This window comes from Nocardia sp. NPDC050175, assembly GCF_044459885.1.
In the GTDB taxonomy this organism is placed as follows: Bacteria; Actinomycetota; Actinomycetes; order Mycobacteriales; family Mycobacteriaceae; genus Nocardia.
The window spans coordinates 461,043-471,249 of sequence record NZ_JBITJI010000001.1 but is presented as its reverse complement, the minus strand read 5'-3'; the positions used below and the strand labels follow the sequence as shown (position 1 = coordinate 471,249).

Sequence of the window (10,207 nt, the reverse complement as noted above, 5' to 3'; positions counted from 1 at the left end):
ACTCCCCAATTCATCGGATGTCTGCGTCACTGTAGACAAGGGGGAGGGGGAGATCCACAGATTCCCTCAGCCAGATCCTAATCCGACCGCGCCGCGAGAATCACTGCCTACCAGCGTGTTTCGCCGGTCTTGCCCGCAGACGCCAGCACTCGCCGCAGTCCGACCTACCGTGGGACGGGCGTGCGACTCTGGTCTGATCCGGAGGCCTACATCGGGCGTCGCAGGCCGCTCGCAGACGTCGAAGTCGGCTCGCCGCTAGGAATATGAGCTCCAGGGCCGATACCCTCATCGGGTTCGCTGTCTCCACCGGGCGATCCCCGAGCGAGTCCAGCGAAAAGCGCAGGGGCACTTCTCTCCCCGACTTCGCGGAAGGAGTCGAGCATGGCCGACGAGCTGGCTGATCGGCCGCTCGTGCAGAAAATCGGCCAGCGGCTCACCGAGCTGATCGCCGCGCTGTACCCAGACCAGCTCAAACGTCCTGGATATGGGCGGTTGGCGACCGAGATTCGGGAGGCGACGGGCGGCACGATCTCCGGTACCTATCTGTGGGAACTGGCCACCGGGAAGAAGCGCAATCTCACGCTGGGACAGCTGGATATCCTCGCCGAATTCTTCGGGGTTCCGCCCGAGTACTTCTTCAACGACGAGGTAGCCGAGCGCGTCAGCACCCAGCTCGAGCTCGCGACCGCGTTACGTGATGCCAAGATTCGTCGGCTTGTCCTGCGTGCGGACGGACTGTCCGCCGGCGCCTTGGACTCGATCCTCACGATGGTCAACGAGGCCCGCAAACTTCAGGCTCTCACCCCTCGGGACAACCCGGAAGCCATGGACTGATGAGATGGCCGCGGCGCCCAATCCCGGTGTTGCTCTTGGCCAGAGCTTCTAGTGCCCGATTCGGTCAAGCGCTGCCTTCGGGTAACGGTCGCCTGCCACGCCGGACATGGGGACTGCCTCCGCGAGCTGTCGAACCTGGTCGGTAGTGAGCGTCAGCTCGGCCGCGGCGACGTTTTGCTCGAGGTAACGGACCTGTTTGGTGCCGGGGATGGGCACGATGTCGTCGCCTTGGGCCAGCAACCACGCCAGCGCAGCCTGGGCAGGAGTGCAACCGATCGTCGCAGCGACTTGTTTGAGGTTGTGGACCAGGGCGAGGTTCGCGGCGATGTTCTCGGCGGCGAACCGTGGCCAGCGTCGTCGGCCGTCGCTGTCGTCCAGGTCGGCACGGGACGACAGCAGGCCCGCCAGCATGCCTCGCCCGAGCGGCGAGTAGGCAACCACCGCGACGCCGAGTTCTCGGCAGGTTCGCAGCATGTCTCCTTCCACGACATTCCGAGTGAACAGTGAGTATTCCAACTGGATCGCCGCTATGGGGTGGACCGCGTGGGCTCTGCGCAGTGTCTCGACGCTGACCTCCGATAGTCCCAGGTGGGCGACCTTGCCTGCGGACACCAGTGCCGCCATCGCGCCGACAGTGTCCTCGATCGGCACTTCGGGGTCGCGCCGATGGATGTAGTACACATCGATGTAGTCGGTGCCGAGGCGCCGCAGTGACGCATCGCAGGCGACGGGAACATACTCCGGGGAAGTGTCCACGGTAGCGACCATCCCGGTGTCGGGGTCGTGGCGCAGTCCGAACTTCGTGGACACGACGACCTCCTCGCGGCGGGCATGCCGCAGCCATCGTCCGAGCAGGTCCTCGTTGGCACCGCGGTCGTAGGCGTCGGCGGTGTCGAGCAGCGTGATGCCCAGCTCTGCGGCGCGGTCCAGGGTGCGCGGCGATTCACTGCCGTCGGCGCTGGTCATGCCCATGCATCCCAGCCCGACCGCTGATACCCGCGGGTGTCCGGCTCCCAGAGTCGTGTACCTCATGACCTTTTCATCCTCGCTGACGGTGGGACGTTGTCGAATGCGCGTGCAAGGTGTAACAAGCGGGTGATCTCGCTACGGTAGTCGCCGCTGTCGTGCACCATCACCGCCGTATGTCCGAGATGCTGGGCAGGCATCGACCTGGTCTTGGCGTGAATCGCCTCCCGGATATGAGCGGCTGTGTCGGCAGCGCTCGTGGCCGCGTCGTCGGCGAGATACGGGCGTAGCGCACGGTATCCGTCCTGAATCTCGATGACTCGACGGTAGAGCCGGTAACCGAGGCTCCTGAGTGTCAATCTGTCAGCCAGCCAGGAGGCCGGTGGGTCGAGAGCGATCGCCGGGGTAGCTTGATAAACAGCCCGCCACAAGGGATACAGCCTGGCGTACGTGATGTAATCGCGCACCCAGTGCTTGCCCGCCGATAGTCTGGGGCCCCAGGACGGCATGGTGAAACCCGCAGTGATCAAAAGGATTCCGAGCCCGTTGGATATCGGGGTGACGATTTCCCACCGCATCGGGTCCAGTCCGATACGCACTGCGATAGCTACTGACCCGCGGTCGAGGCAATACACCAGATAGACTGCCGCACCCACCATGGTCGTATGCAAACCCCGTCGCAGCCATGGCAATTCGCAGAATTTCGTATAACGTCGGCTCAAGCGGATGATCTCGATCAATTCCACGCCGAACGCGGTCACGTACAGCAGCAGGTAGGCGGTGACCACGGGCCGATGCGCGTTCTGGATCAGGTAATGCTTGGCGTGTTCTCGGTTGTCGGTGGCGGCAACGGCCCAGAGGATGGTCATCGCCACGCCGATCGCACCGGCGAGAGCCACTCGCACCACTGCCTGCAGACGCGCTCGGTCGGGCGGGTAGACCCAGAACACGATAGCCACCAGAAAAGCAGCGCTCGACGCGACGCCACCGGACAGATGGATCCCGAGTGCGCCGATGTCCGGGACTCCGAGCTGTTCATCCACCCAGGCCGACACTGCCGGTGTCGACAGTGTGAATGAGACGCCCTTGCAGAGGAATGCGACCAGTAGCGCCAGCAATGAAGGGTCGTGTCGGCCGAGTCTGAGGTCGAAGGACTTGTACACCAGCGCCAGCGCGCACAGCGCCGCGCCGAGGGGAAACACAACACCCTTGAGGTCGCTCATAATCGGCGCGGTTGAGCCGACGGGGGTAGAGCTTCGATCACTGGTCCCGCCGATGCGGGGCCAAGGATTGATCGATCCTTCGGACAACATCGGAATCGACCGCCAGCGCCTGGGTGGCGCGGCCATGAATCCGTTCCGCGAGCATTGACGCCAGCATCTCTGCCTGAGCTTCCTCATCGTTGTCATATCCGGAGCGCGCCAACACCCGCCGCAAAAACTCGACACGCAAGTCCGGGAACAGTATTCGGCCCAGTTCCTCATCGACCGGACCGAGACTGCCGTGATCGCACAGCATGTGGGCTATCTCGTGCAGGATGATGTGGTCCCGATGGGTCCTTGTCGTATCGGCCTCGTAGAAGATCAAGTCCTCCAGGGCCAGGGCTATCCATAGTCCGCACGGCCCGTCGGCCGGCAGCTCCATCGGCATCAACCGGATCGGCCGCTGCCGCATCGTCCTGACCGCGGCCAGCACTCCATCGACACTACTGATCGCGGGCAGCCGCAGCGTCCGGATCATTCGGCTGCACTCGTGGCGCATCCGCATCAGATCTTTCGTGCTCCGTCGATGGAGATCTCTGTGCATCGATAGATCAGCTCCCGCCGGTCGGGGGCAGGGCGCACAGTTGCCACAGATACCGGCGCGATACCAGCAATGCTGGGTCGATCTCCCTTGGCCGCTCGGTCACCTGGCCGCAATCGAGTCCCGGGTGATCGGGCTCAGTCTCCATAACAGGTCCAGCGTGCCCGCCGACGCCCACCCCCGGACATCAATTCTCCCCACATGCTTCGCGAAAAGTCGCACAGCGGCCAGATATGAACTGTCAGTTGGCCGCCCGTGATCGCGGCAACTGTATCGCCTCGAGAACGCTCGATCAACCTGCTCGCCAGACGCTCGAGCGGACGCCAGGGGTGGTTGGGGCGCACGCCGTCACGGCGGAGAGTGGATCCCGGAGGGGAGGATCCACCCTCCGCCGTGTCCGGCACGAAACGGCAAACTATGTGTTGCCCGGCTGGTCACGCATCGCGTGGATCATTGTGGGTGCCGCGAGCAGTAAAGCGATCCCGCGAAGCCCGCCGGCGGCGAGGTAGGGCGCGCGCAATCCGAGCAGGTGTGCCACCAGTCCGCCGGTCAGCGCGCCGAGCGGAATCAGTCCCCAACCGACCATCTTGTAGACGCTGCTGACCCGTCCGAACAGCTCGGTCGGCACGATTTCCTGTCGGAGGCTGACGACCACGATGTTCCAGAGCGTGACGACGAAGCCGTTGACAGCCAACATGCTGCCCAGCACGAATCCGTTCGGACTCAGCCCGATGCCAACGAAGACAACGACATTCGTGGCAAGCGCGGTGAGCAGCGCGGGAAGGGCGCCGATCATTTCGACGATGCGCGCGTTGATCAGACCGCCGAGCACGCTGCCGACCGCGGCGCTCGCGAGCAGCAGACCATAGTTGGCGGCGTCTACCCGCAACGTCTGAGTCGCGAGCAAGACGAGCACTACGTTGCCGACTTGTCCGCAGAAAGTGTTGACACCGAGCAGGATTGCGAGCGTGCGCAACAGCCGGTTCCGGGCCAACCAGCGCAAGCCATCCGCGATCGGTCGACGCTCGACCGCTGGTCTGCTCCGCCTGGGCAGTGTCCAGAGCAACACGGCGGACACGACGAACGTGGCAGCGTCCAGCCCGAACGGTAGTGCCGCGGCGACGGCGAACAGGAGACTACCCAACGGTGGTCCCAGGAACTGCTTGCCGACCGTTTCCGCCGTCTGCTGATTGCCATTCGCCCTGTGTAGCAACGACTTCGCGACAATGTTCGTCAGGTTGGTCTGTGCCGCGATGCTGAAAACGACATCGCACGCCCCCAACCCGAAGGCGGCGCAGGCCAGCAGATAGATGTCGACGTGGCCGAATGCGACAAGGACCGCGACGGCGCCGACGATCACTGCCTGGATCGCTTGCGAGCGCCACATCAGGCCGACCGGATCGCGCCGGTCTATCAAGGCGCCCGCTTGCAGGGACAACAGCAACCAGGGCAGGTACGTCGCGGCGGCCACGACCGACATGAGTCGAGGGTCGTGGGTGATCGTCACTGTCAGCAGCGGAATCGCTGCGGCGAAGGCGCCATCGCCGGCGTTGCTGATACCCGCCGCCCACCAGGACCGCCAGTAGGCGCGAGACAGGCGTGGCGCAACGTGTGTCCGGGTCATGTCGCGATCGTCTGGTTTCCAGCGCCGTCGCGACACTATGTAGGTCAGTGCTACACACTCGAATGATGATGTTGCGGATCGACTTAGGCGTTGCCGAATTGGCGGCTACGCGCTTCGCGATCTCGCCGCTGTCGGAGACGGTGTCCGGGCTGCAACAACTCGCGGGCTGGCAGCGCAGGACAAGTAACCGGCCTTGGCTGCGATGGGCCGCCGACGAGCTTGCCGGGGATCCACTCGACCTTTCACACACCTGGCCGCTGATCGCGAACGGGCGAGCGAGCTGGCCCGAGTTTCTGGTCCCGGCACCGGTGGGCACCGAGTCATCGATCACCGATGATCTGGCAGCGCTGCAACGCACCAGCGCCGGGCAGGTGCGGGCCAGCCTACGCAACGTGTTCGGCGAGACACTCCCGGAGAGCGTCGCCTCGCTTGCCGTCCGGCCAACCGCCGGGTTGCGTGCTATCGCGGCGGAATTGCTTGCGGCACATGACCGGCTCGTCGCACCGCACTGGTCACGGATCCGGGCTGTCCTCGACGCCGACGTCAGCTATCGCGCCAAACACCTGGTCACCGGTGGTGCTGAGAAGTTGTTCGCCGACCTGCACTCGGATCTGCAGTGGCGTGACGGTCGGCTGCTTCTGCGGCGGCGACGGACCGAACGTCCCGTGCACCTCGGACCGGGTGGGCTCGTCCTGCTCCCGGTCGCTCTCGGCTCTCCCGAAGTGCTGATCAAGAAGAGCACGTCCACCCAGACCACAGTGCGTTATCCAGCAAGGGGGATAGGTGCGCTGTGGACTGCGGGCAAGCAGACGCCCGCGGGCAACACAGTCCGCTTGCTCGGTCGAGTGCGGACCGAACTGCTCGAAACATTGCGATCTCCCGCAATGACCGGCGACTTGGCTCGGACGTTCGGTGTCACGCCCAGCGCAGTATCGCAACATCTCCGCGTCCTGCACGACAGCGGGCTCATCGCGCGGGAACGATCGGGCCGCAACGTCCGGTATGTCACCACCGCCCTTGGTATTCGCCTGCTCGACGTCAGTCGCCCGCGCGAGTGAAGGTGTCGCTATTGGTCAGCACCGCGTGGGCCCACGGGAGGGTGAGTAGTTCCGGTGGAGCGCCGGGGCGTGGGGGTTTGACGGCCTGGTCGGAAACCAGATGCCAAGCGACATGGAGGTTTCCGTCACGCAGCAGGCCGGTGAAGGAGCAGATGGCGGGGATGTCGCCTGCGGCTACGAACGAGAATTGGGCGCAGGGACCGGTGTGCAGTCCTTGAATCGGGACTGCGGAGCCTGCGAAAACACTGTCGCTCAGGGCGGTTTCGAAGGTGCCGGTCAGGGTGCCGCCGGTGTCGTCGGTGATGGTGAGGCGCGTACCGTATTCGTTGCGCCACAGTCCCTTCCAATCGATTTCAGCCATATCCGCAGCATATCCGTGAGGGTCTGCACAGCCGAGTCGGATCGAGCGAGGACGTTGAAAGGCGTTGTCCACCAACGATCCGCTTCGCATCTAGGCTGCTACCTGTGACGGTGTCGATAAATCGCTGCGGACGTCGCACCTACCCGTACAGGTGAACGTTTACTGTTGGGTCATTTGCCAGCACGAAGTCGACCACGCTCCAAAACTCCGGTAAGCGCGCGTGGGCCAGGCCGTCTTCGCGCGAAAGCAGTATGCCGTGGATCTCGCTGCCCGATCCGTCTTGGCACGCCTGGACGAGCGTCGCCGCAGGATTCGGGTCGCCTTCCACCGGCCCCACCCGGCACCCGAATGTCACGTGGTCGTCAGTGGGTTCCCCGCTCCAGGTGCCCAGGATGACATCGATCCATACCTCATGCGCCTGACCGGTGTGGTGGTAGCTATTCGCGAAGTACACCGCGTAGGCGTCACCGTGGCGACGGACGAAATTCCACGTCCGCTCGACAGGCGCACCGCAGCACGTGCACTCATACTGTCTTACCTGGCGCTCATCAAGGTCCATCATCAATTCCACCGCTTGCATACTGATCAGTCTATTTGGACCGAGCTGGACGGAGCAGTCGGGCGTAGTCTTGGCGACAGCGTCTGAGCTCGATCCCGCTGGTGAACGGAGCACCTTGTGACGGCTTCCTCGGCTCGCGGTGGCGTGCTGACTATTGCGGTGATGGCGGCGCTGATGTCGGGATGTTCGGCGAATTCCGCGCCGAACGCGTCACCCGAGCCTGCCAGTAATCCGATGGCGCGTTGCGAGCCGCTGACCGACGAACAGATCACCGAAGCGGTGCATGCCGATACGCTGATCGCGCATCGCACGCCGCCGACGTGTCTGTGGAATTCGACGAACGCCGACGGTGCATTCGATATCACGTTCACCTATGACGAGCACGAGTCACTGCAGCAGTTATGGGACCGCGCGCGCCGCGACGGACTCGGGACCGAACACGTGACGGTTGTGCGGGACGTGCTCGGAACCAAGGTCACCGCGACCGGGTTCTACACGCACAATCCGGCCGATCCCGGCGACTGTGCCGTGTCTGCCCAGGCCAATGCGGCGATCACCTGGCGTATCCAGAACCGCAGCCATATCCCGCGCGCCGATCCGTGCGCCGAAGCGCTCGAATTGACCACGCTCACCGTCGATCTGTCGCCGTAGCTGGCCTGCCGAGTCCGTTCTCGATGGCCTGCGAGGCGCGGGATTGTTTCCGTCTGGCTCGGGATGACCGCGTCGTCGCCGGCAATCTTGCGAATCTGGATGATGTCCCAAATAGCGGCATTTGTCGCATTTCAATGCGCCTTGCAGCGGGTGTGCTTTCGGCTGGAAAGCCTGCCATGAAGTGCAGCGCTCGCGTACCCATGGGTAAGTCGAATCACTCTGTGCAGCAGGGTAATTCGCCACTGTGGTAAGAGTGTGTCCGCTTCGGGGGACGCCGATGACGAACCTGCGTTTGTGTCGCTGCTGCCGGGTGAAGTCGAAAGATAGTCGCGCATAACAATTTAGGGCGCACTGTACGGATAGCTCAAAGATTTCCGGCTCATTCACTGGCTTTCCCCAGTATCGTCGCCAGTCGAGTTGACCGCCGGTATGTGTTTCTACTTGGTAATGAAACCCACACATAAACGGGCGGGAAGAAATACCGCCTTTGCGATAATTGCTGTCGGGGCAATGATCTTCGCGTCTGGCCCTGGTGCCAGTGGAGCGCCACCGGCCAGTCCGTCAGCACCGGCGGGTTCCGATCTTTCCGCTGTGCCGAAAGAAGTAACGACGGATCAGCAAGGCGCCGTCCAGCAGGTGGTCCCCAAGGAGCCGCTCAAGGCGCCCGCGGGCACGGCTGCCGAAGCTCCGGCCGCGGCGCAGGCGCACGCGAGCGGTGTGCAGAAGGCGCTCGGCGGAAATGGTGAAACCGCAGGCAATCTCGTCGTGCAGTCGGTGTTCCGTGTCGGTGAGGGATCCACCGTCCGGTTACGTCAGGAGATCGACAAGGTCCCGGTATTCGGCGCATCGGCGGCGGAATCGCTGACCGCCGACGGTTCGCTCATCTCGGTCACCGGCTCGCTGTCGAAGAAGTCGAAGGGCAAGTTCTCGACGACCACACCGTCGGCACAGGTCCAGCAGACCGCGCTGAAAAAGGTTGCCGAACAGAGCAAATCCGCGCCCGACCGCCTGAGCGTCACCGAGACGAAGGCCTACTGGTACGACTCGAAGCTGGCCGCCAAGGACGAGGCACAGAGCATCGCGGTGCCGGCATTCAAGGTCGACATCAAAGGTGGCAGCGCCGACAAGAAGGGCGAGCCCGCGACGTGGGTGGTGTTTATCGACGCCAACAGCACCGGCAAGGTGCTCGACAGCTGGAGCGAGACCAGGCATCTCAATCGGGTCGTCTGTGACAACGCGAGCCAGCAGATCGACCCCAACAACGCCGGCTGCGGCACGGACAGCATCCAATCCACCAGGGCGGAGGGGGAGGCTCCCAGCGGTATCGAGGATGTCGACAAGATCTACGACTACCTGGGCAACACCGAGAACTTCTACGCCCAGTACACCAAGGTCGCGAACCTGACCAACCTGATCGGCTCCGACACCGGAGACGGCCACGGTCAGGCGCTGCGCGCCACCGTCCGGCTCTGCACCTACGACGAATGCCCGTACCAGAACGCTTTCTGGTCGGGCAGCTACATGGCCTACGGTTCGGGTCTGACCACCGAGGACATCACCGCACACGAGCTCACCCACGGCGTCACCCAGAACACTAACGGCCTGGTCTACCGCAACGAGCCGGGCGCGATCAACGAGTCCATGTCGGACGTGTTCGGTGAGCTCACCTTCCTGGTGGACACCGCGAACCCGTGCAACACTCCGGACAACCGGTGGAAGCTGGGCGCGTGCAGCTCGATAGGTGTGATCCGGGATATGGCGAACCCCAAGGCTCACCAGAATCCCGACACCTACAAGGGGACGTACTGGTATGCCGGTAGCGGCGACAGTGGCGGCGTCCACACCAACAGCGGAGTGGGCAACCGGACCGCGTCGATCATCGTCGACGGCGGCACCCTCAATGGCGTGACCGTCTCCCCGCTCGGTATCGAGAAGACCGCGGCGCTGTACTGGACCACGCAGACCCTGCTGTCGTCCAATTCCAACTATGGTGCGTTGTCCAGCGCGCTGAAGAACGCGTGCAACACCAATGTTCAGAACAACACCGCGGGAACAACGGCCGCTGACTGTGTCCAGGTGGCCAACGCCACCAAGGCGACCAAGCTGCCGCAACTCCAGACTCGCACCTGACCTCGGTCATGCACCGAGTTATCCGGTAGTGAGCGCTTGTACGGCGAAAGGTGCTCTGATCCGCGAAAATTCAACCTACGATGGTTGAATTCGCGGTTCGGAGCACCTTTCTGGTGTCCTCGCCCCGAAGATCGGTGCTACCGGAGGTCAGCTCGGCCAGCGCCGAATCCGAACTCCGGCAGCTGGAACAGGCCCGCGACACGCTGCGGCGACTGTATGTA

10 protein-coding genes are annotated in these 10,207 nt (G+C 63.6%); 4 read left to right on the top strand and 6 right to left on the bottom strand.

Annotated features, from left to right (window positions below):
- Positions 1-381 precede the first annotated feature (381 nt).
- The gene (locus tag ACIBK2_RS01990; RefSeq protein ID WP_396962607.1) at positions 382-834 is read left to right on the top strand and encodes a hypothetical protein; all 453 of its coding nucleotides are present in this window, start codon (positions 382-384) and stop codon (positions 832-834) included.
- A gap of 48 nt (positions 835-882) precedes the next feature.
- Here ACIBK2_RS01990 and ACIBK2_RS01985 read toward each other — a convergent pair whose 3' ends face one another.
- The 4 genes from ACIBK2_RS01985 to ACIBK2_RS01970 form a co-directional block, all read right to left on the bottom strand.
- The gene (locus tag ACIBK2_RS01985) at positions 883-1,866 is read right to left on the bottom strand and encodes an aldo/keto reductase (protein ID WP_396962605.1); all 984 of its coding nucleotides are present in this window, start codon (positions 1,864-1,866) and stop codon (positions 883-885) included.
- Positions 1,863-3,023, bottom strand: coding sequence for an MAB_1171c family putative transporter (locus ACIBK2_RS01980; protein ID WP_396962603.1), 1,161 nt, complete (start codon positions 3,021-3,023; stop codon positions 1,863-1,865). Before ACIBK2_RS01980 ends, ACIBK2_RS01985 begins: the two co-directional genes overlap by 4 nt.
- Before the next feature lie 37 nt (positions 3,024-3,060).
- Positions 3,061-3,495, bottom strand: a complete 435-nt coding sequence (locus ACIBK2_RS01975) for a hypothetical protein (RefSeq protein ID WP_396962601.1) — start codon at positions 3,493-3,495, stop codon at positions 3,061-3,063.
- 523 nt (positions 3,496-4,018) lie between these two features.
- The gene (locus tag ACIBK2_RS01970; RefSeq protein ID WP_396962599.1) at positions 4,019-5,227 is read right to left on the bottom strand and encodes an MFS transporter; all 1,209 of its coding nucleotides are present in this window, start codon (positions 5,225-5,227) and stop codon (positions 4,019-4,021) included.
- A gap of 65 nt (positions 5,228-5,292) precedes the next feature.
- Here ACIBK2_RS01970 and ACIBK2_RS01965 point away from each other — a divergent pair, with 65 nt between their 5' ends.
- Positions 5,293-6,285: an ArsR/SmtB family transcription factor gene (locus tag ACIBK2_RS01965; protein ID WP_396962597.1), complete on the top strand. Its 993-nt coding sequence runs from the start codon at positions 5,293-5,295 to the stop codon at positions 6,283-6,285.
- Here the strand turns inward: ACIBK2_RS01965 and ACIBK2_RS01960 are convergent.
- Together ACIBK2_RS01960 and ACIBK2_RS01955 are read right to left on the bottom strand one after the other, a co-directional pair.
- The gene (locus ACIBK2_RS01960) at positions 6,266-6,646 is read right to left on the bottom strand and encodes an avidin/streptavidin family protein (RefSeq protein WP_396962595.1); all 381 of its coding nucleotides are present in this window, start codon (positions 6,644-6,646) and stop codon (positions 6,266-6,268) included. The two genes, ACIBK2_RS01965 and ACIBK2_RS01960, sit on opposite strands and share 20 nt — an antisense overlap.
- A gap of 139 nt (positions 6,647-6,785) precedes the next feature.
- A complete protein-coding gene (locus tag ACIBK2_RS01955; protein ID WP_396962593.1) occupies positions 6,786-7,226 on the bottom strand; it encodes a hypothetical protein in 441 nt (146 codons plus the stop codon).
- 96 nt (positions 7,227-7,322) lie between these two features.
- Between ACIBK2_RS01955 and ACIBK2_RS01950 the strand changes: the two genes are divergently transcribed.
- Positions 7,323-7,856, top strand: coding sequence for a DUF3558 family protein (locus ACIBK2_RS01950; RefSeq protein WP_396962591.1), 534 nt, complete (start codon positions 7,323-7,325; stop codon positions 7,854-7,856).
- Positions 7,857-8,447: 591 nt separating this feature from the next.
- Complete coding sequence (locus ACIBK2_RS01945) at positions 8,448-9,986, top strand: M4 family metallopeptidase (RefSeq protein ID WP_396962589.1); 1,539 nt, start codon at positions 8,448-8,450, stop codon at positions 9,984-9,986.
- Positions 9,987-10,207 lie beyond the last annotated feature (221 nt).

Coding starts and splice junctions, on each gene's coding strand:
- ACIBK2_RS01990 (WP_396962607.1), top strand. CDS start 382: ATGGCCGACGAGCTGGCTGATCGGCCGCTCGTGCAGAAAATCGGCCAG.
- ACIBK2_RS01985 (WP_396962605.1), bottom strand. CDS start 1,866: ATGAGGTACACGACTCTGGGAGCCGGACACCCGCGGGTATCAGCGGTC.
- ACIBK2_RS01980 (WP_396962603.1), bottom strand. CDS start 3,023: ATGAGCGACCTCAAGGGTGTTGTGTTTCCCCTCGGCGCGGCGCTGTGC.
- ACIBK2_RS01970 (WP_396962599.1), bottom strand. CDS start 5,227: ATGACCCGGACACACGTTGCGCCACGCCTGTCTCGCGCCTACTGGCGG.
- ACIBK2_RS01965 (WP_396962597.1), top strand. CDS start 5,293: ATGATGTTGCGGATCGACTTAGGCGTTGCCGAATTGGCGGCTACGCGC.
- ACIBK2_RS01960 (WP_396962595.1), bottom strand. CDS start 6,646: ATGGCTGAAATCGATTGGAAGGGACTGTGGCGCAACGAATACGGTACG.
- ACIBK2_RS01955 (WP_396962593.1), bottom strand. CDS start 7,226: ATGCAAGCGGTGGAATTGATGATGGACCTTGATGAGCGCCAGGTAAGA.